The organism is Streptomyces vietnamensis (genome assembly GCF_000830005.1).
Classification (GTDB): Bacteria; Actinomycetota; Actinomycetes; order Streptomycetales; family Streptomycetaceae; genus Streptomyces; species Streptomyces vietnamensis.
Genome location: NZ_CP010407.1, coordinates 3,698,254 through 3,720,203 on the forward strand (window position 1 = coordinate 3,698,254; position 21,950 = coordinate 3,720,203).

Sequence of the window (21,950 nt, forward strand, 5' to 3'; positions counted from 1 at the left end):
CTGGGCGTGTTCGACGGGTGCCCAGGACCTGGACAACCGCCGATCCTCACCGCCGGGAGTCGCCCCTGCAACCGAATACTCGCTGTTCAAGCGTCGTCTGCAGGTCACGGGGGCGACCCTCCCTTCAGGGCCGGTCCTCGGACACGCGAGGTGGCGCCGGATGGCAAAGGCACCCGCACACGAGGTAGCGCACCCCCGGTACGCCGCTGTCGCGGGGTGCGTGGTCGCGGCAGCGGTCGTGGCGGCCGACGATGCAGCGCGGTGACCGGTACTCGGGCTCCGGCTCGGGCGTGAGGGCGCGGGTCAGCAGGGAGACGGTCACCGCGTCGGCGATCTCCGGCGTCACCCACCAGCCGTCACCCGCACGGTCGCGGTGCGAGCCGTCGTGGCCCACGGCGAGCACGCAGACCAAGCCGCCCCACACAGGGCGTACGACCTCCGCGACGGCGTACACGGAGCGCCGCGCCCCGCAGCGGCTCATCGGGCGCTCCCGACGGCGTGGATGTTGCGGTGGTCGACGTTCACCTCGACCGTGGCCAGCCACAACGCCCGTCGGCGCCGCCGTTGCGCCGCCCGCGTGCGGTGCCTGCCTGTGGGCGGGAGGGTCAGCGTGAGCAGCCAGAGGAGGAGGGGGATCAGGGGGTGCGCGATAAGGTTCCGCACGTCATCAACTCCGTTGGTAGTTGGTGGCCATGCCCCGGGACCGGTTGCAGCGGTCGCCGGGGTCTTTGTGTCATACGACCCTACGAGGCATGTATAGCTCTGCATAGCTCACTACTGGTTAGCACAGGTCTTCGATGCTTACGTTGGTCGTGTGACCGACCGCAGAGAGATCCCCGATTTCAACCCGCAAGGCCCCCAGCTGGTCTACGTCGCGGTGGCCGATCACATCGCCGCCCGCATCGCGGCCGGAGAGCTGGCCGCAGGCGCCCGTCTGCCCGCCGAGCGGGACCTCGCCAAGGAGTACGGCGTCGCCTACCTGACCGTCCGCCGTGCGGCCGGAGTCCTGCGCGAGCGCGGCCTGATCCTCACCGTTCACGGCAAGGGCACCTTCGTCGTCGACCCGCTTCCGACGGACGAGGGCCACCAGCAGGTGTGACGGCCTGGGTCCGCCGGGGAAGCCTTCCCGCATGGACCAGGAACAAGACCGCCGGTGGCTCCGCACCGCCCTCGACGAAGCCCGCGCCGGGCTCGCCGAGGGCGGGATCCCCATCGGCGCCGCCTTCTACGGGCCCGACGGCGCCCTGCTCGGGCGCGGGCACAATCGGCGCGTGCAGGACGGGGACCCGTCCGCGCACGCCGAGACCGACGCCTTCCGGGCCGCCGGCCGGCAACGCTCGTACCGGGGGACGACGATGGTCACGACCCTCTCGCCCTGCTGGTACTGCTCCGGGCTCGTACGGCAGTTCGGGATCTCGCGGGTCGTCGTCGGGGAGGCCGAGACCTTCCACGGTGGACACGACTGGCTCGCCGAGCACGGCGTCGAGGTCGTCGTGCTCGACGATCCGGAATGTGCCGCCCTGATGAGGGAGTTCATCGACCGGCATCCCGCGCTCTGGAGCGAGGACATCGGTGACGGCACACCGTGAACCAGCGAGAGCGGACGGATCAGTACGCGTACTGACGGTCGCGCCAACGAGCCAGACAGTAGCGAACGATTGTGCACCCATTCGCGCATTCGACTGATAGTCGAAAACTAGCCCAGCGCCCACCCGTTCGACGGAATAGCGTTCGGGGCATGAAGCTCGTCGTGCGCGTGAAGCTGCTACCGACACCCAGTCAGGCGTCGGCGCTTGAGGTGACCCTGCGCACGTGCAATGAGGCCGCGAACTGGCTTTCCATCCGCGCCTTCGAGCACGGGAGAACATCGCGGTCAGCACTTCAGGTCCTCGCCTACACCGGATTGAAAGCGCGGGGCCTGTCCGCTCAGCCCTCGCTCCATGTGCTGCGCAAAGTCGCGGACGCCTACACCACGCTGAAGGCGAATCTGCGGGCCGGGAATCTAGGCCGGCGGGGCTCCAGGCGCTACACGAAGGCCACGTCCAAACCGGTTGCCTTCCGACCTGGCGCCGCACAACCGTTCGACGACCGTTGCCTGTCCTGGCAGCTGAACAACCGGACGGTGTCAATCTGGACCACCGCTGGCCGGATGAAGGACGTCACATTCACCGGGCAGGCCGAACAACTGGCGACACTGGCCGCGTACCGCAAGGGAGAGTCCGAACTCGTCCACAAGGACGGGGACTGGTACCTGCACGCAGTCTGCGAGATCCCCGAGGCCGACGTGAACCGCATGCCCGACGGGTTCGTGGGTGTGGATCTGGGGATCATAAACATCGCCACCACCTCCACCGGCACCCGTCACAGTGGACGGCATCTGAATCGCCGCCGCGAGGCTGATCGGACGCTACGCACCAAGCTGCAAAGAAAGGGGACGAAGTCGGCCAAGCGGCGAGCTCGGCGCCATGCCGGCAAGGAGGCCCGGCGGGCCCGGGACATCAATCACAAGATCAGTAAGTGCATCGTGGCAGAGGCTGAACGCACCGGTCGCGGGATCGCCCTGGAAGACCTTTCCGGGATCCGCGAGCGGGTACGGCTCCGCAAGCCCCAACGTGCCACCCTGCACTCCTGGCCCTTCCACCAGCTCAGCACGTTCATCGCCTACAAGGCCAAGCGGGCGGGAGTACCGGTGGTGTACGTCGACCCGGCCTACACCAGCCAGGAATGCTCCCGATGCCACCACATCGATCGGCGCAACCGACCTTCCCAGGCCGTGTTCGCATGCAGGGCCTGCGGCTTCGTCGAGCACGCGGACCTGAACTCCTCCCACAACATCGCCGCCCGCGGTTGGTGGCTGTGGGTCCGCGGGGCTGAGTCACAAGCCCCTGCCCTCACGCTCACCGCGTAAGAGCTGGACGCAGCCGGGCCTCGTCGAAGCCGTCGACGACTCGAGCAGCAAGCCCGAGGCTTGCCCCGGGCAGTTGACCATCAACTGGTATCACATGTGCGGGTGCCCTCCGAGGTGCCCGCAAACCGACCTGCGGGCCCAGCTCGACGCCATCGCCACGAGCTGAGAACAGGTCCACAACAGAGTCGAAAAGGCGGCCGCTTTCCCAACACACCGTCGATATCCTTGAGTTGACGGTGAGACGGGGGTGGCGGGGGATTGGACAGAGAGCTGTACGGCCGCGAGGCGGTCCTCGACGACGGCGGGCTCGTCGCGCGGCTCGTCGGGCTCACCCGGCAGGGGGCCGCGCGCGTCGCGTACGAGCACGGGGACGACCCGCCGGTGACGGTCTTCACCGGCGGGCGCGGCATGGGGAAGACCGCCCTGCTCAAGGAGGTCCGCAACCGCTACAAGGGCCACACCCCGCTCGCCCTCCTCGACTGCGCGCACGTCGAGCCGCCCGCCGACCACGGCCCCGGCTGGACCCCGGTCACCGGCGCCCTGTCCGAGCTGGCCGTGCAGCTGTCGCCGAAGGTGTTCGGCGCCCGGCCCGTGCGGTTCCCCCGGCTCTCGCTCGGCCTGGTCGCGGTCGCCTCGCTCGCCTGGTCCCAGGAGGACGACGAGCGGGCCCGGCGCGACCTCCAGCGGCTCGGGCCGCTCCTCGCGACCGTCGACGCGACCCGGGGCGCCGCCGGCAACTGGGTCGGCAAGGTCCTCACCAAGCTCGCCGCCACCTTCGCCGACGCCGCCGCCCCGCTCGCCGGACTGCTCGCCGAGGCGACCGTGGAGACCGTCCTCGAAGAGGTCTTCGGCCGTCTCCAGCGCTCCTCCGAGAGCTGGTACGGCAGTTACCGCAACGCCGGCGGGCGCGGCAAGGCCGGGCTCCAGCAGCTCGCCGTCGACTTCGAGCACGACGGCCGGCGGCGCCGCGAGGCCGAGGACTTCCTCGTCGGCGCCCTCACCGAGGACCTGCTCCACGCCTACACCGGGTTCCAGCGCGGCAGCCGCATCGGCAGGCCCCTGCTCCTCCTCGACAACGCCCACGAGCCGCTCGGCCGGCAGCTCGTCGAGCCGATCCTGCGCGCCCGCTCCGCCGAGGGCCGCCGCGACAAGGTCGTCGTTCTCGCCACCTCCCGGGTCCGCGAGCACGAGGGCCTGCGCCAGGCCACCCGCACCAAGCTGCCGGAGACCAAGCACCGGGCGCCCTGCCCGCGCCGGGCGAGCGTCGGCTCCGGCATCCTCGCCGTCGAGCTGACCCCGCTCTCCGCCGCCCAGACCCAGTCCGCCTTCGACCACCACGACCCGGCGGGCCGCACCCCCGCCGAACTCGCCCGCGCCGTCCACCGGCTGACCGGCGGCCGGCCCCTCGGCGTGGCCCTCCTCGGCCGGGCCGCCGGCGAGGCCCCCGCCGAGCTGCGGGCCGGCCTCACCCCGGGCCGACTCCTCGACCTGACCGTGGAGCTGCGCGAGGACGCCCCGCCGGTGCCCGTCGCCCCCACGCTCCTCGCCGAACTCCTGCCGGTGCGCCGGCCGGGGCCGTACGCCGTGCTCGCCGCGACCCACGACGAGGAGTCCGCCCGGATGCTCGCCCACGCCCGGCTCCAGGCGGAGTCCCTGGACGGGGACGTGGCGCTGCGGGTCCGCGACCAGTTACGGGCCGAGGACTGGGGCGAGGGCCCCGGCCACTTCGTCGCCGACCCGCTGCTGCGCGCGCTGCTGCTTTACCGGCTGCGCTTCGAGGACGGCGACCATCCCCGGTACGCCGCCTGGCACGCCGTCCACGAGACCTTGTACCGGCACTACGGTCCCGGCCCCGACCCGTACCGCCTCCACCACGGCCTGGCCCTCGGCCGCACCGAGGAGGCCGTCACGCACCTGCGGGAGACCTTCCCCGAGCAGGACGTCCTCGGCTGGCTGGGCAGGCTCCGGTTCATCGCCGCCGCCCCGTACCCCCGCGAGCGCGGCCGTCCCGGTCCCGATCCGCGCCGTGCGGTCGCCCTCGGCCAGGAGCCGCCCGGCGCCCTCCCCGACGGCCTCGACGCCGACACCACCGCACTCCACCTGTCCGTACGGCGGCTGCTGCACGCCGTGTGGCTGCTCACCGATCCGCTCGCACTGCCCGACGACGAGGTCGCCGACCGGCTCGCGCACGAGCTGCGCCGGCTCTCCGGCCGCCATCTGACGGGCAGCGGTTCGCTCTGGGACGCGGCAGGCCACTGGCCGCGCGACATCCGTGCCTGGCAGGAGCTCTCGCTGCCGCCGGGCCGTGAGAACGGAGTCTGACGCCATGCCCAACGTCATCAGCCGGTACGTCCGCACCCCCCGCCGGCAGCTCGTCGCCGCGCTCGTCACGGCCGCCCTCGTCCTCGGTCTCGGCTGGTACGGCTTCTCCCGGCTCACCCAGCCGGAAAACCGTTCCTGCGCCCCGGGCGTGGCCCGCCCCGCCGACAGCGACGAGTGCATCGGCGTCAACGGCACCGGCCACGACTTCGGCTTCGCCGACCTCAAGGACGTCGCCGAGGCCATCCGCGCCGAGAACGCCACGCTCAAGGACGACGAGTACGTCACCGTCGCCGTCCTCCTCCCCCTGTCCTCCACCGACGCCGGCATGCGGATCAAGGTCCTGCACGAGGTGCAGGGCGCGTACGCCTACCAGCGCCGGGCCAACCAGGAGTCCAACGGACGGCGGCCCACCATCCGTCTCGTCCTCGCCAACACCGGTCAGGGCAACGCCCACTGGCGCACCACCGTCGACCAGCTCGTCGCCCTGGCCGACGGCCCCGAGCGGCTGCGGGCCGTCTCCGGCATCGCCACCTCCTCCACCGAGATGCGCGAGGCCGTCACCGCCCTCACCCGCGCCCAGGTCGCCGTCGTCGGCACCACCATCACCGCCGACGACATCGCCAACGGCCCCGGCCGCAAGCCCTTCCCCGGCCTCGCCCGCGTCTCCCCCACCAACAGCGACGAGGCCGACGCGCTCGCGCACTTCGGCCGGGTCGACGCCGCCAAGGCGCTCCTCGTCCAGGACACCCGCAGCGGCGACCACTACGTCGACACCCTGAAGGCCGCCTTCGCCGCGTCCCTCAAGAACGCGCCCCTGGAGCCGCAGGAGTTCACCTCCGCCCCCGACTCCACCCAGGAGGGCACGACGGCGAACACCTTCACCAACATCACCCACCTGATCTGCGACACCCGCGCCGAGACCGTCTTCTTCGCCGGCCGCCACACCCAGCTGCGCCAGTTCATCAACGCGCTCGGCGACCGCGGCTGCGTCGACCGCGCCTTCACGATCCTGACCGGCGACGAGGGCTCGTACCTGGGAGCGGACAAGAAGCTCGACCGGAAGGCCCTCCAGCACAAGCTGACCGTGCGGTACGCGGCGCTCGCCCACCCCGACGCGTGGAAGCCGGCGCCGGGGCGGACGCTTCCCCGGACGGGCGGCTCCGAGCAGGCGTACGCGGACTTCGTGACGGACATCGCCAAGGCCGCCCCGAAGGACAGGCCGGTGGCGCTCGCGGACGGCCAGGCGATCATCGCGTACGACGCGATGGCGACGGCGGTCCACGCGATCCGGCAGGCCACCCCGGACGGCTCGGCGTACCCGTCGAAGGAGGACGTGGGTACGCAGTGGCCGCAGGTCAAGGGCTCGCTGCGGGTGGAGGGCGCGAGCGGCTGGATCTGCCTGGACAACTACGGGAACCCGTACAACAAGGCGATCCCGATCGTGGAACTGGCCCAGGACGGCACGCAACGCTTCGTCCAGATGGCCTGGCCGAAGGGCAAACCCCCAACGGACACGTGCCTGCCGCCGAAGAGATGAGTTGTGGGCAATCGTTCCGCTGGGGCGGAACGGGTGGGCACAACGGACCCGCGCCCTGCCGGCGCCAGAGGCTCCCGCTCCTACGGCTCCCACTTGGGCCAGGCAGCCTCGTCGCGCTCGTACAGGGAACGCAGGTGCCGCCACCGCTCAGGCGACCATGAGGTCCAGTCCGTGGGGTGACCGGAAAGCGCGTCGCGCAGCCGCTCGAAGTGCTCGTGCCACCCGGCAAGACAGTCCAGCCGATACTCCCGCGTCCCATGGAACTCGTTCGTGAAACGCAGCACGGTCGACCCCCCGCCGTCGGACCCTGGTTCCAGATGGAACCGGATCCGCCCGTGCGTGGGGCCGACCGTGTACTCGGCCACGACGTCGGGGTCCCAGGCGGTCACGTGCCCGGAGACCTCGGTGTCACCCGGGAGCGGAGCTCCCTGATCGGGCGCAGTCAGCCGGCGGAGGGTGACCTTCCCGCCGAGCCGCGGCTCCAGCGGGTCCGCCTCGCAGAGCCAGCCCGGCAGGCCTTCGGGCGAGGCGACGGCCGCCCAGACCATCGGCATCGGCTGCGGGAGGTCCACGACGAAGTGCAGCAGATGCCGGTCGCCGTCGTGGGTCTCGCTCCTGCCCCGGGGGATCTCGCTCATACCTCCAGCGTCACCCCGGGACAGGCCCGGTGCCAGCTCAGACGCCCGCGTACGAGTGCTTGCTGTTCACGAAGATGTTGACGCCGTAGTAGTTGAAGAGGAAGCAGCCGAAGGCGATGAGCGCGATGTACGCGGCCTTCCGGCCCTTCCAGCCGGCCGTGGCGCGCGCGTGCAGGTACGCCGCGTAACCGACCCAGGTGATGAAGGACCAGACCTCCTTGGCGTCCCAGCCCCAGTAGCGGCCCCACGCGTCGCCGGCCCAGATCGCGCCGGCGATGATCGTGAAGGTCCAGAGCGGGAAGACGGCCGCGTTGACCCGGTAGGCGAACTTGTCGAGCGAGGCCGCGGCGGGCAGCCGCTCCAGGACGGAGCGGGCGAAGGAGCCCGGGTTGCCGCCGGTCGCGAGCTTGTTCTCGTACGAGTCGCGGAAGAGGTACAGCAGGGTCGCGACGGCGCCGAGGTAGAAGACCGCACCGCAGAAGATCGCGGTGGAGACGTGGATCCACAGCCAGTACGAGTCGAGCGCCGGGACCAGCTGGTCGCTGGGGGTCTTCAGCCAGGTGACGGCCATGCCCAGGTCGAGCAGGACGGTCGTGACCAGGGGGAGGCCGATCCAGCGGACGTTCTTCTTCGCGAGGAGGAAGCCGAGGTACGCGCCGACCGCCACCGTGGAGAAGGTGGTGGAGAACTCGTACATGTTGCCCCAGGGGGCCCGCTGCACGGAGAGCGCCCGGCTGACCACGCCCGCCGCCTCGATCAGGAAGGCGAGGACGGTGAGCGAGACGGCGATGCGGCCGTACAGGTCGCCCTGGACGGTGCCGCCGGCCGCGCCGGGACCGTCCGGCACGTCACGGGTGCCGGCGGCGGAGCGCGTGACGACCTTCGGCTTGTCGAGGACGGCGGTGCCGCCGGCCTGCTTGACCTGGACGGTCACGGCGGCCGGGGCGGCCTGGGCCTGCTGCGTGAGGGCGGCGGCGGTGCGGCCGACCTTGCTGCGGCTGCCGAACACCCACTCGGCGATGTGGGCGAAGAAGGCCAGGGTGTAGACGGCCATCGAGGAGTAGACGAGCAGGTCGCTCATCTGCGCCATGCTCTCGTTGGTCGTGGCGGCGAGGATCACTTGTCGGCCTCTCCAGAAGGGGCAGGGTCTTCTGCGGGTTCTTCCGCGGGTTCCGGTACTGGGGCCGTGGGCGGGGCCTCCGCCGTGAGCGCGACCGCGAGGTCGCCCAGCTCCTCCGGCAGCTTGGCGGACTCGCTCCGGCCGAGCCCAGCCATCTCGACGACGGTCACGCCGTCCTCACCGCGCACGGCCCGGACCCAGACCCGGCGCCGCTGGATGAACAGCGAACCGGTCAGGCCCGCGATCGCGGCGATCGCGCCGGTGAGGGCGAGGCCGTTTCCGGGCTGCTGCGAGATCTGGAAGCTCGCCCACTCCTTGATGTCCTTCTCGAAGGTGATCGAGCCGGCACCGTCGGGCAGCGTCATGGTCTCGCCCGGCAGGAGGCGGTTGGCCTTGCCGGTGCCGCCCTTGACGGCGAACTGCTTCATCTTGGCGGTGTTGAGCTGGTACACGTTCTGCGGCAGACCGGAGTCCACGCCCAGGCTGCCGTGGAAGCCGGTGAGCGCCATGACCGGGAAGTCGAGCGCCGGGAACTGCGAGAACATCGTGCCCCTGCCCTCGCCCGCGAAGGTCGGCACGAAGAAGGCCTGGAAGCCCAGCTGCTCCTTCTTGCCGTTCTTGTCGCGGTAGCCGTCCATGACCTTGATCGCGCCGGTCGACGTGATGTTGTTGTCGATCGGCAGCAGCGGCACGGCGCCGTGGAAGACGGTCTTGCCGCGGCCGTCCTTGACGGTGACGACGGGCGCGTACCCGTGGGCGATCAGATAGACCTTGGAGTCGCCCACGATGAGCGGCTCGTTGACCCTGATGACGGCCTTCTTGTCGGCGCCGCCCTGCGAGTAGCCGACGGCCGCCTCGAAGGTGCGCGGGGTGCCGCGCTGGGGGCCGTTCTTCTCGTACGTGCCGGTGAAGGAGTTCAGGGTGAAGCTGAACGGCTCCAGCTCGTCGGTGCCGAACTGGGAGCCGGACTTGAAGTCGTCGTACTGGGTGAGCGTGTTGGAGAAGCCGTCGCCCTCGACGATCAGCTTGCCGCCCTCGGACTTGAAGAGCTGGCCGTAGGCGAAGGCGACGAGCATCACGATCAGGGCGACGTGGAAGACCAGGTTCCCGGCCTCCCGGAGGTAGCCCTTCTCCGCGGCGACGGCGTTGCCGGCGTGGTGCGCGCGGAAGCGGCGGCCCTTGAGGACGGCGAGCGCGGCCTCGCGGACCTGCTCGGGCTCGGCCTCGGTGCGCCAGGTGGTGTACGCGGGGAGCCGGTCGAGGCGCCGGGGGGCGCCCGGCGGGCGGCTGCGGAGCTGGCCGACGAACTGCCAGCTGCGCGGCACGATGCAGCCGATGAGGGAGACGAACAGCAGGATGTAAATCGCGGAGAACCACACCGAGCTGTAGACGTCGAAGAACTGGAGCTTCTCGTACAGCGGGGTGAGGGTCTTGTGGGCGTCCTTGAAGGTCTGCACCTTCAGCTCGTCCGCGCTGTTCTGCGGGATGAGGGAGCCGGGGACGGCGCCCAGGGACAGCATGAAGAGGAGGATCAGCGCGACCCGCATGGAGGTCAGCTGCCGCCAGAACCAGCGGATCCAGCCGAAGACCCCGAGGGTGGGGCCGCCGATGACGGTGTCACCGCGGTCCTCGGTGGGTGCGGTGGAGAGCTGGGCCCCGGCCTCGCCGAGGTTGTCCTGCTGCTCCGTCGTATCGGTCTTGCTCATGGAACTCAGATCCCCACCGTGAAACCGCTGGACCAGCCCTGCATCGTGGCCACCATGCTGTCCCACGCGCCTGTGAGGAGGAGGACTCCGGTGACGATCATCATGCCGCCGCCGATCCGCATGACCCACACATAGTGCTTCTTCACCCAGCCGAAGGCGCCGAGCGCCTTGCGGAACGCGATGGCGGCGAGCACGAACGGTACGCCGAGCCCGAGGCAGTACGCGAAGGCGAGTACCGCCCCGCGTCCGGCGCTGGCCTGCTCCAGGGCGAGGGCGTTGACGGAGGCGAGGGTCGGGCCGATGCACGGGGTCCAGCCGATGCCGAAGAGCGCGCCGAGCAGCGGGGCGCCGATGAGTCCGGCAGCGGGCTTCTTGTGGAAGCGGAACTCGCGCTGGGTGAACCAGGGCATCAGGCCGAGGAAGAACACGCCCATGAGGATCATGAGCACGCCGAGGACCGTGGTGAGCGTCTCGCGGTACTCCTGGAGCGTCGCCCCGAAGTAGCCGAAGAGCGCGCCGCCGGAGACGAACACGGCGGTGAAGCCGAGGACGAAGAGCACGGCACCGGCGGTCATCCGGCCGCGGCGGCTCTCGGCGAGGTCGGTGCCGGTGACCCCCGTCACGTACGAGAGGTAGCCGGGGACGAGCGGGAGCACGCACGGCGAGAAGAAGGAGACGAGGCCGCCGAGCACCGCGAGGGGCAGGGCGAGCAGCAGGGCTCCGCTGGTGACGGTCTCGTTCACCGGCTCACTTCTCCTTGAGGAGGGGCTCGATCATCGACCGGAGCTCCTCGTCGTTGAGCGCCTTGAGCGAGCGGGCGGCGATCTTGCCCTCCTTGTCGAGGACGACGGTGGAGGGGATGCCCTGGAGGCTGAGAGTGCCCTTGGGGAAGCCGAAGAGGATCAGCTTGCCCTGCGGGTCGTAGAGGCTCGGGTAGGGGATCCCGTAGTCCTCTTCGAAGGTGAGCGCCTGCTGCTTGTTGAAGTCGCGGGTGTTGAGGCCGACGAACTCGACGCCCTTGCCTTCGAGGTCCTTGGCGACCTTCGCGAAGTGCGGGGCCTCGGCGCGGCAGGGGCCGCACCAGGAGCCCCAGACGTTGAGGACGACGACCTTGCCCTTGAGGCCGGCGACGTCGAGCTTCTTGCCTTCGAGGGTGTCGCCGGCGATGTCGTTCGGGGCCGTGCGCTCGCCCTTGGCGACGGTGGAGATGCCACCCGGGTTGGTCACGAAGTTGGTGTTGCCGCCGCCGCCGGACTTTCCGTTGTCGCCGCCGCCGCAGGCCGAGAGCGTGAGGGCGGCGGCGGACAGCATTCCGACGGCGACCAGGGTGCGCCGGGTGCGGCGGGGTGCACGGCTAAGGCTCATGTGAAAAGTTTCGCATGGGCGTTTGGGGGATCTTGGGCACCCCCCTACGTGCCCGTAAAGCCCCTTGTCAAGATCGCCTAAGCGGTCGGGGTGGAAGAGGGGGTAGAGACGTCCGGCCTGAGGAAGGCGTTCCAGCCGCCCGCGGGCTTCTGTCCGACTTCCAGCGAGCGCAGCTTCTCCAGAATCCGCGGGTCCTGGACGTCGAGCCAGTCCACGAACTGCTTGAAGGAGACGAGCCGCACCTCCTTCTTTCCGGCCATTCCCTTGAGCGCCTCTTCGACGGCGTCCATGTAGATGCCGCCGTTCCACTGCTCGAAGTGGTTGCCGATGAAGAAAGGCGCGCGATTCGACTCGTACGCGCGGTTGAAGCCGGAGAGGTACGCCTCGGCCGCCTGCGTGCGCCAGCCCGGATAGCGCGAGGGCATGCCCTTGGTCGTGTTCTTCGACTGGTTGGCGAGCATGTTGTAGTCCATGGAGAGGACTTCGAAGGAGTGCCCGGGGAAGGGCACGGCCTGGAGCGGGAGGTCCCAGATTCCCTGGCGCTTGACGGGCCAGGTCTGGCGGCCGCCAGGCGAGCTGGCGTCGTAGCGCCAGCCCAGGCGCTTGGCGGTGGGGAGCAGGTTGTCCTGGCCGAGGAGGCAGGGGGTGCGGCCGCCGACGAGCTCCTTGGAGTAGTCGAAGGGCAGCGGGTCGAGGTCGGTCCAGCCGCTGTTGGTCTTCCACTCGGTGACGAACTTCGTCGCCTGGTCGATCTCGTTCTGCCACTGGCCGGGGGTCCAGTTGCCGACGGAGCCGGAGCCGCCGCAGAAGTGCCCGTTGAAGTGGGTGCCGATCTCGTGGCCGTCGAGCCAGGCCTGCCGGACGTACTTCAGGGTCTCCTTGATGTGCGCGTCGGTGAGGTAGCCGATGTCGGAGGCGCCGACGGGGTTGTTCGGCGGGCGGTAGAGGTGCTTCTTCGACTCGGGGAGGAGGTAGATCCCGGAGAGGAAGAAGGTCATCGCCGCGTCGTTGTTCTTGGCGAGTTCGAGGAAGCGCGGGAAGAGGCCGTTGCCGACCTCGCCGGCGCCGTCCCAGGAGAAGATCACGAACTGGGGCGGGGTCTGGCCGGGTTCGAGCGGGACGGGGGCGTCGGGCTGGTGCGGCTGCTTGCCGGTGTCGGCGGTGGAACCGTCGCCGATGAGCCGGGCGTCGTCCTTGGTCGGGGTGGGCGTACCCGGGTCTGCCGAGACGTCACCCCCCTTGCCGGGTCCGGAACGTCCCGGCTTGTCCTTGTTGTCGGTACTGCATGCGGCGAGCCCCATCGCCGCAGCGGCCCCAACGCCCGCCCCCAGCAGCCCCCTTCGACTGATCCCGCTGATCCCGCGCATGACATCCCCATTCGCGCTGACGTATGACCTAAACGTCATCCAAACCGACAATGAGTGAGATGCCGGGAGGAACACGGAGGTTCCGGAAAATCGCACAAAAATTTTGGGCGACCGGATGACATGAACATCATCCGATCGCCCTGAACTGTGACTGCTCGACACCGCGCTGTCCAGTGGGAACGTCCAGCTCGTGCGACGGGGCTGTGCCCTTCCGGGTCGCAGGGCTGTGCCCTTCCGACTCGCGGGGGTACGTCCTTCCGGCTCGCGGGGGTACGTCCTTCCGGCTGGCGGGGGCTACGCCCCGAAGGCCTTCGACTTCCCCTTGACCGGCTTCGCGCCCGCGAGGAGGTGCGCCGGGACGAGGTCCCGGGCCGGCTCGCTGTACCCGACCGACACGATCTTGTCGCCCTTGTACGTGAAGGAGGTCAGCGAGGCCAGCGTGCACTGCCGCCGCCGCGGGTCGTGCCACAGGCGCCGCTTCTCCACGAAGCTGCGGACGATCCAGATCGGCAGCTGGTGGCTGACGCAGACCGCCTCGTGCCCGCGGGCCGCGTCCTTCGCCGCGTCCAGCGCGCCCATCATCCGGACGACCTGCTCGACGTACGGCTCGCCCCAGGACGGCTGGAACGGGTTGGTGAGGTGCTTCCAGTTGGACGGCTTGCGCAGGGCCCCGTCACCGACGCCGAAGGTCTTGCCCTCGAAGACGTTCTCCGCCTCGATCAGCCGCTCGTCGGTGGCCAGGTCCAGACCGTGGGTCTTGGCGATCGGCGCCGCCGTCTCCTGCGCCCGCTCCAGCGGGGAGGCGACGACGTGGGTGATGTCCCGGTCGGCCAGGTGCTCGGCGACCCGGTCCGCCATCTGACGGCCCAGCTCGGAGAGGTGGTAGCCGGCGCGACGGCCGTACAGGACGCCGTCGGGGTTGTGCACCTCGCCGTGCCGCATCAGGTGGACGACGGTGATGTCGCTCATGCCTGCACCTCCGTGGCCTCCGCGGCGGCGCGGGCCGCGGCCGGCAGGGCGGCGGCGATCCGCTCGATCGCCCGCTCGTCGTGCGCGGTCGACACGAACCAGGACTCGAACGCGGACGGCGGCAGGTACACGCCGTCGGCCAGCATCGAGTGGAAGAAGGCGTTGAAGCGGAACGCCTCCTGCTTCTTCGCGTCGTCGTAGTTCCGCACCTCGTCCTCGGTGAAGAACACCGAGAACATGTTGGAGGCGGTCTGCAGCCGGTGCGCCACGCCCTCCTTGGCCAGCGCGCCCGTGACCAGGCCCTGGATCTCCTTCGAGACCGCGTTCACCTTGTCGTACGCGGCCTCGTCGAGCAGCCGCAGCTGCGCGAGGCCGGCGGCGGTCGCGACCGGGTTACCGGAGAGGGTGCCCGCCTGGTAGACCGGACCGGCCGGCGCCAGGTGCCCCATGACGTCCGCGCGGCCACCGAACGCGGCCGCCGGGAAGCCGCCGCCCATGACCTTGCCGAAGGTCATCAGGTCGGGCTTCACGCCGTCGACGCCGTACCAGCCGGCCCGGCTCGTACGGAAACCGGTCATCACCTCGTCGGAGATGTACAGCGCGCCGTTCTCCCGGCACAGGTCCGCCAGGCCCTGGTTGAAGCCGGCCACCGGCGGGACGACGCCCATGTTGCCCGGCGAGGCCTCGGTGATCACACAGGCGATCTCGCCCGGGTGCGCGGCGAACGCAGCCCGCACCGCGTCCAGGTCGTTGTACGGCAGCACGATCGTGTCCCCGGCCTGGGCGCCGGTCACACCGGGCGTGTCCGGGAGGCCGAAGGTCGCCAGACCGGAACCGGCCGCGGCGAGCAGCGCGTCCACGTGGCCGTGGTAGCAGCCCGCGAACTTCACGACCTTCGCGCGCCCGGTGAAACCGCGGGCGAGCCGGATCGCGGACATGGTGGCCTCGGTGCCGGAGGAGACAAGGCGCACCTGCTCGACCGGCTCGATCCGCGCGACGATCTCCTCGCCGAGCGCGACCTCGCCCTCGCCGGGCGTGCCGAAGGAGGTGCCGCGGGCCACGGCGGCCTGCACGGCGGCGGTGACCTCGGGATGCGCGTGGCCGAGAATCATCGGCCCCCACGAGCAGACCAGGTCGACGTACTCACGACCGTCCGCGTCGGTGAGGTACGGACCGGTACCGGACACCATGAACCGGGGCGTTCCGCCCACGGCCCGGAAGGCACGCACCGGTGAGTTCACGCCGCCGGGCGTCACGAGGGAAGCGCGGTCGAAAAGCGTCTGTGAGACTGGGGCTTCGTATGAATACGGCACTGTGATCCTGACCTGCGAGAACGACTTCGGGCACGACATCGGGAACGGAGGGACGGCGGTGAGCATCCTCTGTATTACGCCGGGGCGCTTCCCCTCCGCGTCTGCGAAACTGGGGCGTCATAGAGATGGCTCACGGAATCCATGGTGTCAGAGGCCACGGCGTTCTTGCGGACAGGTGTTTCACCGTACGAACGCGGGGGAGGTCACTGACACGATGATCGGGTTGCGCGGCGGGGTCGTGTTGCCGAGAAAAAGCAGTCGGGTGGAGATATGCATCGCGGTGGCGGACCGGGCGAGGGGACGGACGACCTGGGTCCGGAGTCTGCCCGGCGGGGGAGGCACCGGCGCCGGCGGACGGAGGACCCGACCGCCGCGGAGGGCCGGCCGAGGCCGGAGCCCGCTGCGGAACCGCCCCCTGTCACCGGGGGTCGGAGCTTGGGGGTGACCTACAAGTACTTCGGCGCGCCCAACAGCGCCACGGCGGCCCAGGTCCCGATCTCGATGCGCCCCGAGGAGCTCGGCGGGGACGAGCTCGGCATGGGCGGCATGTTCACCAAGATCAAGCCCGAGACCATAGCGGCCATGGTCCTGACCGGCATCCAGGGCATGCCCCTGCACAAGGTGCCCCCGCTCGAGCTGGTCGTGCTGCACCCCGACTACGCGGTGGTGAAGCTGCCGATGACCGTGGTCGACCCGCTGCGCGGGATCGGCGAGGAGTCGGTCGGCGCGGCCGCCTTCATCTGGTCGACGGTCCCGGACCGCGGCGGCCCGCGCGACGCCTTCGACGTCTACCAGCTCCTCCACGAGTGGCAGGACTTCTCGGTCCGCCTCCACGAGGCGGGACACCAGCCGTACTGCCTGGTCTGGCCGTGAGGCCCTAGGCCGAGGGGTCCCGGCGCGTTCGGCTAGGCCGAGGGGGCCCGGCGCGTTCGGCTAGGCCGAGGGGGTCCCGGTGCTCTCGGCGGCCAGCTCGCGGGCGGAGGCGAGCCGGTAGGGGACGTCGATGACCACGACGTTCTTCATGAACAGCAGACGGGTCTTGAGACGCAGCGCGCTCTGGTTGTGCAGCGGCTGCTCCCACCAGTGCCCGACCACGTACTCGGGGATGACCACCGAGATCACCGAATCCCCCGTCCGCTCGGGCGCGTCGCGGACGTGCCGCATGACGGGCTGGACGATCGAGCGATACGGGGAGCTGAGCACCCGCAGCGGCACGTCGATGCCGTGGGCCTCCCAGGTCGCGCGGAGCACCTCCACCTCCGCCGGGTCCTCGGCGACGGTGACGGCGGTGAGCGAGTCGGGGCGCAGGGTCTTCGCGTACGACAGCGCGCGGAGGCTGGTGGCGTTGACGGAGGCCACGAGGACGAGGACGTGGTTCTCGGCGAGGGTGTGGGGCCGGTCCCCGGGGGCGACGGCGACCTCGGCGGCGACGGCGTCGTAGTGCCGCCGCACCCCCTTCATCCCGGCGTAGAGCACGGGCATCGCGATGACGACCAGCCAGGCGCCGTGGGTGAACTTGGTGATCAGGACGATGACGAGGACGACCGCCGTCAGGCAGGCGCCGAAGGCGTTGATCGCGAGGCGGCGGCGGATGGTGTGACGGGCGACGGGGGCGGCTCCGGCGGGGGTGGCCCCGGCGTAGGCGGCTCCGGCGTAAGCGGCCCCGGCGTAGGTGGCTCCGGCGGGGGTGGCGAGTTCTCGCCGCCAGTGCTTGACCATGCCGGCCTGGGAAAGGGTGAAGGAGACGAAGACGCCGATGATGTACAGCTGGATGAGGCGGGTCAGCTGCGCGTCGAAGGCCACGATCAGGGTGATGGCGGCGAGCGCGAGGAGGACGATGCCGTTGGAGTAGACGAGCCGGTCGCCGCGGTGGACGAGCTGACGGGGCGCGTACCGGTCCCGGCCGAGGACCGAGGCGAGCATCGGGAAGCCGTTGAAGGCGGTGTTGGCGGCGAGGATCAGGACGCCCGCGGTGACGGCCTGGAGCGCGTAGAAGAGGACGTGCCAGTCGCCGAAGGTGGCCCGGCCGATCTGGGCGAGCGCGGTGGACATCGGGGTGCCGGGAGGCAGCCCCAGCTCCGTGGGGTCCTCCGCGACGTGGACCTCGTAGACCATGGCGAGCACGGTGATCCCGAAGAACATGGTCGCCGAGAGCCCGCCCATGATCGCGAGCGTCATGGCGGCGTTGCGGCTCTTCGGCTTCGCGAAGGCGGGCACGCCGTTGCTGACGGCCTCGACACCGGTCAGCGCGGTGCAGCCGGAGGCGAAGGCCCGCAGGCCGAGCAGCACGAGCGCGAGCCCCGAGTAGGTGGAGACCTGCTCCACGGGCAGGGCCGCGGACTCGGCGCGGATCGTCGCGCCGGTCGCCATCCGGATGCCGGCCACGGCGAACATCAGGTAGACGACGGCGATGAAGGCGTACGTGGGGGCGGCGAACCAGCGCCCCGACTCGCGCACCCCGCGCAGGTTCATCCAGGCGAGGACCACGACGAAGAACACCGACATGGCCACGGCGTGCCCGTCGAGCGAGGGGGCGGCGGAGGTGATGGCGGCGACCCCGGAGACGACGGAGACGGCGACGGTCATCACGTAGTCGATGAGCAGCGCGGAGGCGGCGGTGAGCGCCGCCCGCCGCCCGAGGTTCTCGGCCGAGACGACATAGGCCCCGCCGCCGCCCGGGTAGGCGTAGCAGGTCTGCCGGTAGGAGGCGACGACGACCAGGAGCAGCACGACGATGCCGACCGCCGCGTACCAGGCCAGATGGAGCACGGCCAGGCCGCCGAGGGCGAGGATCAGCAGGATCTCCTCGGTGGCGTAGGCGACCGAGGAGAGCGGGTCGCTGCAGAAGACCGGCAGGGCGATCCGCTTGGGCAGCAGGGTCTCCCCGAGCCGCCCGCTGTCCAACGGACGGCCGACGAGCAGGCGTTTCGCCGCATTTCCAGCTCTCATAAGTGCTGAAGTTAGGACGAATGGTATGTAATGCGCGGAAGCCGCGCCCTGAGGGAGCCCGCACGCCCTGAGGAGCCCCGCACGAGGAAGGACCAGACGCGTGAGCGCAGTACGCATGACCGGTCGGCCCATGCAGATCGGCGAGGTCGCCGCACGGACCGAGCTGCCCCTGCGGACCATCCGGCAGTACGAGGACAGCGGCCTGGTCGTACCGTCCGCGGCCTCTCCGGGCGGCTTCCCCCTCTACACGGACGCGGACGTCTCCCGGCTGATGGTGGTCCGCCGGATGAAGCCGCTCGGTTTCACCCTCGACGAGACCCGCGAGCTCCTCACGGCCGTGGACCTGCTGTCCGCCGACCGCCCGGACACGGACACCGCCCTCGAACCGGACGAGCGGGCCGCCCTCGTCGCCCGCGTCCGCCGCTACGAGACGGCGGCGGCGGAGCGGGTCGCCGAGCTGCGGGCCCAGCTGGCCCGCGCGGAGGAGTTCGCGGACTCGCTCCGCACGAGCCTGGGCTGAGCCGTCGGCGCCTCGGCGCTAAGCCGTCAGTGCCTCGGCGAGGACGCGGAAGAAGCGGGCGTAGGCGGCGGGGCTGGGCGGGGTCTCGGGGTTCCAGGGGGTGAGGCGGACCCCGGAGGGGAGCTCGTACGGCGGGGTCGCGTGCTCCCGCTCGTCGAAGAGGACAAGGCGGGGACGGAGCTCGACGACCCTGGCCCAGTCGCCGGTGAGCCAGTTGGCGCCGGGCCCGGGGCCGGGGTCGAGCAGCCGGACACCGAGACCGGCGAGGTGCGCCAGCTCGGGCCAGGCCTGCGGCCGGGCCAGATGCGCCTGCTCGGGTCCCGCCCCGGAGAGCGCGAGCACGACGAGCCCGGACCGCGCGGCGACGGCCCGGAGCGCGGCCTCGGCCGCGGCGAGCTCGACAGCGGGCGCGGGGTCGGCCGCCGGTTCCACCCCGAGTGAGGCGCCCAATGCGGCGAAGCGGTCGAGGATCGCCGGCAGGGTGAGTTCATTGCCGACGGAGAGCGCGACGAGCGGAACCCCGAGCCGCTCGGCGACCGCCTCGTCGAGCGCGTACGGGCTCTTGCCGTCGTAGGTCACGTCGACGATCACGTCCGGGCGCAGCTCCCGCAGCGCCGCCTCGTCCAGGGCCCGGCCCGGCCCGAGGTACGGCACCCCGGCCGCCCCGAGGCCGCCCGCCTTGGCCGGGTCGAGGACCTCGCCGTCGTGCCCGGAGCCGTAGACGCCGGCCGGTGTCACCCCCAGGTCGAGCAGCGCCGCACCCGCCCGCACATAAGCGACCACGCGCAGCGGCACACGGGCCGCCCCCAGCTCCGTACCCCTGTCGTCGGTGAATCCCCAGGCCTGCGTTCCGGACATGCGGCTGCTCCCTCCCCGGCCGGGACTTCGGTCCCGGTCCCCCTGCCGGAAGTCCCCCAGAGTGGTGTTAACTAAACAGGTCGGGAGGAAGCAGTAGGAATCGTCAGCGCCGTCGCGCACGCGCGCGCCACCTGCCGGGGCACGCCGGGTACGGGCGGCCCTCTCGCCCTGGAGTGAGCCATGTCCCTGCCCGGCCCGTTCTCGGACCCCCGTGTGATCACGCTGTTCGGTCTGCTCGCCGTCTCGACGGTGACGTGGCTGACGCTGAGCCTGCGCGCCCGCGCGCGCCGCGAGCCGGCGGGCATCCCGCTGGAGCGGGTCTGGCACCCGCAGGAGTCGGTGGAGCTGACGCCCGCGGAGGAGCGCGCCTTCGGCCAGGTCGTCTCCCGGCTCACCCTGGGCGAGGCGGGCCGCCTGCGCTGACCGCACAGGCCCTAGGGCCGGACAGGCCCTAGCATCCGGGCCATGGCCACCACCGATCCCCGCCCCCGCCGGGACACCCGGGGCATCGTCGACCCCGCCGAACTGCTCGCCCGCGTCCGCTTCCGCCGGCACGTCCCGGCGCCCGAGCTGCGGCCGTATCTGGAGCACTACTGGCTGATCGACTGGGAGCTGCCGGAGCCGTACGCGAGCCATCTCGTCCCGCACCCGTCGGTGAACGTCGTCTTCCAGCGGTACGGGCCGCTGGGCGCCCCGGCGGCAGCGGCGAGCGCGTCGGCCGAGGTGTCGGGGGTCGGGCTCGGCCTGTTCACGCAGAAGCTGACGGACACGGGCCGGGTCTGCGGGGTGCAGTTCCGGCCCGGCGGTTTCCGGCCCTTCGCGCCCGCGTGGCCGGTGTCGGCGTGGACGGGCCGCAGGGTGCCGCTGGGCGAGGTGTTCGCGGACGACGAGGAAGCGGACCCCCTGGCAGCCGTGCTGTCCCCCGACGAGGACCACGCGCGCGTGGCGGCGCTCGACGCCTTCCTCCTGGCCCACGGCCCGGCGCCCGACCCGGCGGCCGAGCAGGCCATGGAGCTGGTGGACCTGATCCGCTCGGACCGCACGGTCCGCAAGGTGTCCCGGCTGGCCTCGGCGAGCGGTCTGTCGGCGCGCTCGCTCCAGCGCCTGTTCGCCGGCCATGTCGGGGTCGGCCCGAAGTGGGTGATCCTGCGCTACCGGATCCACGAGGCCCTGGAACGCGCCGAGGCGGCGGGCGTCCCGGACTGGGCGGCGCTCGCCGCCGAGCTGGGCTACAGCGACCAGGCCCATCTCGTACGGGACTTCACGGCGACGATCGGGGTGCCGCCGACCGCGTACGCCCGCGCGGTGTCAGTGGCCTGACCTACCGTACGGACATGATCGACCACCCATCACAGATACGCCTCGAAGCCTGGTCCGAGGCGGACGCGGGCCTGCTGCGCGCCCTGAACGCACCGGAGCTGATGGGGCACTTGGGCGGCCCGGAGACCGAGGAGCAGCTGGTCAGGCGGCACCGGCGGTACGTGGACCTGAGCGCCGACGCCACGGGGGCGGGGCGCATGTTCCGGATCGTGCTGCTGCCGGAGGAGGTCGTGGCGGGCAGCATCGGCTTCTGGACGCGGACCTGGGACGGCGAGCCGGTGTACGAGACGGGGTGGGCGGTGCTGCCGGGCTTCCAGGGCCGGGGCCTGGCGACGTCCGCCACGCGCGCGGTGATCGCCGAGGCCCGGGCCGCGGGGCTGCACCGGCATCTGCACGCGTTCCCGTCCGCGGACAACGCCGCGTCGAACGCGGTGTGCCGCAAGGCCGGGTTCGAGCTGCTCGGCGAGCGGGGCTTCGAGTACCCGCCGGGGCGCCCGATGCGCTGCAACGACTGGCGGTTCGACCTCGGCTAGTCGGTGAGCGACCGGGTGAAGTGGAAGGCCACGATGTCGAAGCGTTCGCGCAGGTAGAAGCGGTGGGCTCCGGTGCGGTGGGTGCCGGAGTCCAGGTTGAGCTCGTGGCAGCCGGCCGCGCGGGCGTGCTCCTCCAGGTGGGCGACGAGCGCGTGCCCGACGCCGGTGGAGCGGTCGGCGGCGGCGGTCACCAGGTCGTCGACGTAGAGCTTGCGCAGGGAGCTGGTGTTGTTGATGATCCGCCACCCGGCCGCGCCGACGCAGCGGCCGTCGTCCGTGTAGGCGGCGGTGAACCGCAGCCCCTCGGGGTGCCCGGCCTCGTAGACCTCGCGGAAGAGCTCCGGGGTGAGGTGGGGGCGGAGCTCGGAGAGGACCGGCAGGAGGTCGCTCTCCAGCCGGGGGTCGCCGGGGGCGAGTTCGATGATCTTCATGTCGGGGACGGTACCCCAGGTTTTTTCAGGGTTGACGACCGAGGCACGACCAAGGATATTTATCTGCGCAACGCAGACAACGCGCAACACACAC

Annotated in this window: 23 protein-coding genes; 10 read left to right on the forward strand and 13 right to left on the reverse strand. The window is 71.1% G+C overall.

What is annotated here, in order from left to right; all coding sequences use genetic code 11:
• Positions 1-124 precede the first annotated feature (124 nt).
• Both SVTN_RS16355 and SVTN_RS16360 read right to left on the reverse strand, forming a co-directional pair.
• Positions 125-481 (reverse strand): hypothetical protein, encoded by a 357-nt coding sequence (locus SVTN_RS16355; RefSeq protein WP_052499154.1) that lies wholly within the window; start codon positions 479-481, stop codon positions 125-127.
• The gene (locus SVTN_RS16360) at positions 478-663 is read right to left on the reverse strand and encodes a hypothetical protein (RefSeq protein WP_041129758.1); all 186 of its coding nucleotides are present in this window, start codon (positions 661-663) and stop codon (positions 478-480) included. Before SVTN_RS16360 ends, SVTN_RS16355 begins: the two co-directional genes overlap by 4 nt.
• 151 nt (positions 664-814) lie before the next feature.
• On the opposite strand from SVTN_RS16360, the gene SVTN_RS16365 reads away from it, so the two are divergent.
• From SVTN_RS16365 to SVTN_RS16385, 5 genes are all read left to right on the forward strand, one after another.
• Complete coding sequence (locus SVTN_RS16365; protein WP_052499155.1) at positions 815-1,099, forward strand: GntR family transcriptional regulator; 285 nt, start codon at positions 815-817, stop codon at positions 1,097-1,099.
• 31 nt (positions 1,100-1,130) lie between these two features.
• Positions 1,131-1,589: a nucleoside deaminase gene (locus tag SVTN_RS16370; protein ID WP_052499156.1), complete on the forward strand. Its 459-nt coding sequence runs from the start codon at positions 1,131-1,133 to the stop codon at positions 1,587-1,589.
• A gap of 149 nt (positions 1,590-1,738) precedes the next feature.
• On the forward strand, positions 1,739-2,908 hold the full coding sequence (locus SVTN_RS16375; protein WP_041129760.1) for an RNA-guided endonuclease InsQ/TnpB family protein: 1,170 nt from the start codon (positions 1,739-1,741) through the stop codon (positions 2,906-2,908).
• Positions 2,909-3,166: 258 nt separating this feature from the next.
• Positions 3,167-5,230, forward strand: coding sequence for a hypothetical protein (locus tag SVTN_RS16380; protein ID WP_041129761.1), 2,064 nt, complete (start codon positions 3,167-3,169; stop codon positions 5,228-5,230).
• A 4-nt stretch (positions 5,231-5,234) separates the two neighbouring features.
• Complete coding sequence (locus tag SVTN_RS16385) at positions 5,235-6,767, forward strand: ABC transporter substrate-binding protein (protein WP_041129762.1); 1,533 nt, start codon at positions 5,235-5,237, stop codon at positions 6,765-6,767.
• 80 nt (positions 6,768-6,847) lie between these two features.
• Here the strand turns inward: SVTN_RS16385 and SVTN_RS16390 are convergent, their stop codons facing one another.
• The 8 genes from SVTN_RS16390 to hemL form a co-directional block, all read right to left on the reverse strand.
• The gene (locus tag SVTN_RS16390) at positions 6,848-7,405 is read right to left on the reverse strand and encodes an SRPBCC domain-containing protein (RefSeq protein WP_041129763.1); all 558 of its coding nucleotides are present in this window, start codon (positions 7,403-7,405) and stop codon (positions 6,848-6,850) included.
• Positions 7,406-7,442: 37 nt separating this feature from the next.
• On the reverse strand, positions 7,443-8,525 hold the full coding sequence (gene ccsB / locus SVTN_RS16395) for a c-type cytochrome biogenesis protein CcsB (protein WP_041129764.1): 1,083 nt from the start codon (positions 8,523-8,525) through the stop codon (positions 7,443-7,445).
• Positions 8,522-10,231 carry a cytochrome c biogenesis protein ResB gene (gene resB / locus SVTN_RS16400; RefSeq protein WP_041129765.1) on the reverse strand — a complete coding sequence of 570 codons (1,710 nt, stop codon included), beginning with the start codon at positions 10,229-10,231 and terminating at the stop codon, positions 8,522-8,524. The genes ccsB and resB overlap by 4 nt, the downstream gene beginning before the upstream one ends.
• A gap of 5 nt (positions 10,232-10,236) precedes the next feature.
• Positions 10,237-10,974: a cytochrome c biogenesis CcdA family protein gene (locus SVTN_RS16405; RefSeq protein WP_041129766.1), complete on the reverse strand. Its 738-nt coding sequence runs from the start codon at positions 10,972-10,974 to the stop codon at positions 10,237-10,239.
• Between the two features lie 4 nt (positions 10,975-10,978).
• A complete protein-coding gene (locus tag SVTN_RS16410; protein ID WP_041129767.1) occupies positions 10,979-11,596 on the reverse strand; it encodes a TlpA family protein disulfide reductase in 618 nt (205 codons plus the stop codon).
• Between the two features lie 77 nt (positions 11,597-11,673).
• Positions 11,674-12,963: a polysaccharide deacetylase family protein gene (locus SVTN_RS16415; RefSeq protein WP_041129768.1), complete on the reverse strand. Its 1,290-nt coding sequence runs from the start codon at positions 12,961-12,963 to the stop codon at positions 11,674-11,676.
• A gap of 294 nt (positions 12,964-13,257) precedes the next feature.
• Positions 13,258-13,932 (reverse strand): histidine phosphatase family protein, encoded by a 675-nt coding sequence (locus SVTN_RS16420; protein ID WP_041129769.1) that lies wholly within the window; start codon positions 13,930-13,932, stop codon positions 13,258-13,260.
• Positions 13,929-15,284 (reverse strand): glutamate-1-semialdehyde 2,1-aminomutase, encoded by a 1,356-nt coding sequence (hemL, locus tag SVTN_RS16425; protein WP_052499672.1) that lies wholly within the window; start codon positions 15,282-15,284, stop codon positions 13,929-13,931. The genes SVTN_RS16420 and hemL overlap by 4 nt, the downstream gene beginning before the upstream one ends.
• Before the next feature lie 231 nt (positions 15,285-15,515).
• Here hemL and SVTN_RS16430 point away from each other — a divergent pair, with 231 nt between their 5' ends.
• Positions 15,516-16,118, forward strand: coding sequence for a hypothetical protein (locus SVTN_RS16430; protein ID WP_078908379.1), 603 nt, complete (start codon positions 15,516-15,518; stop codon positions 16,116-16,118).
• A 60-nt stretch (positions 16,119-16,178) separates the two neighbouring features.
• Here the strand turns inward: SVTN_RS16430 and SVTN_RS16435 are convergent, their stop codons facing one another.
• Entirely contained in the window at positions 16,179-18,194 is a 2,016-nt protein-coding gene (locus SVTN_RS16435) for an APC family permease (RefSeq protein ID WP_041129772.1), read from the reverse strand.
• A 115-nt stretch (positions 18,195-18,309) separates the two neighbouring features.
• Here SVTN_RS16435 and SVTN_RS16440 point away from each other — a divergent pair, with 115 nt between their 5' ends.
• On the forward strand, positions 18,310-18,714 hold the full coding sequence (locus SVTN_RS16440) for a MerR family transcriptional regulator (protein WP_041129773.1): 405 nt from the start codon (positions 18,310-18,312) through the stop codon (positions 18,712-18,714).
• Positions 18,715-18,732: 18 nt separating this feature from the next.
• On the opposite strand, the gene SVTN_RS16445 is transcribed toward SVTN_RS16440, so the two are convergent.
• A complete protein-coding gene (locus SVTN_RS16445) occupies positions 18,733-19,572 on the reverse strand; it encodes a substrate-binding domain-containing protein (protein ID WP_041129774.1) in 840 nt (279 codons plus the stop codon).
• Between the two features lie 180 nt (positions 19,573-19,752).
• Here SVTN_RS16445 and SVTN_RS16450 point away from each other — a divergent pair, with 180 nt between their 5' ends.
• The 3 genes from SVTN_RS16450 to SVTN_RS16460 are packed head-to-tail and all read left to right on the forward strand — an operon-like array spanning position 19,753 to position 21,425.
• Entirely contained in the window at positions 19,753-19,995 is a 243-nt protein-coding gene (locus SVTN_RS16450) for a hypothetical protein (protein ID WP_041129775.1), read from the forward strand.
• Positions 19,996-20,037: 42 nt separating this feature from the next.
• Positions 20,038-20,892: a helix-turn-helix domain-containing protein gene (locus SVTN_RS16455; protein WP_041129776.1), complete on the forward strand. Its 855-nt coding sequence runs from the start codon at positions 20,038-20,040 to the stop codon at positions 20,890-20,892.
• Between the two features lie 14 nt (positions 20,893-20,906).
• The gene (locus SVTN_RS16460) at positions 20,907-21,425 is read left to right on the forward strand and encodes a GNAT family N-acetyltransferase (RefSeq protein WP_041129777.1); all 519 of its coding nucleotides are present in this window, start codon (positions 20,907-20,909) and stop codon (positions 21,423-21,425) included.
• Here SVTN_RS16460 and SVTN_RS16465 read toward each other — a convergent pair.
• Positions 21,422-21,856 (reverse strand): GNAT family N-acetyltransferase, encoded by a 435-nt coding sequence (locus SVTN_RS16465; RefSeq protein ID WP_041129778.1) that lies wholly within the window; start codon positions 21,854-21,856, stop codon positions 21,422-21,424. The genes SVTN_RS16460 and SVTN_RS16465 overlap by 4 nt on opposite strands.
• Positions 21,857-21,950 lie beyond the last annotated feature (94 nt).